The sequence below is a fragment of the Mycobacterium sp. IDUB_37 genome (genome assembly GCF_055419245.1).
Genome location: NZ_JBVAXG010000069.1, coordinates 1 through 224 on the forward strand (window position 1 = coordinate 1; position 224 = coordinate 224).

The 224-nt window shown below is 77.7% G+C and carries 1 pseudogene; it reads left to right on the top strand.

The window, feature by feature from the left end:
• A pseudogene (locus ACZY1I_RS32350) lies at positions 1-224 on the top strand (hypothetical protein); the annotation flags it as partial.

Sequence of the window (224 nt, forward strand, 5' to 3'; positions counted from 1 at the left end):
GGGCTCGGTGGGACCGGCGGTGGCGGCGGGACCGGTGGGGCCGGCACCGACGGGGCGGACGCGATCACGGCCGGCGGCGATGGCTTTGAGGGCGGCCGCGGCGGCAATGGTGGTCTAGGCGGTGTGGGTGGTGCCGGCGGTGTCGGCGGCGGGCATCAGGCTGCCGGGTTCAGCGACGGTTCCCACGGTAAGGGCGGTACCGGCGGAGTGGGCGGCACGGCCGG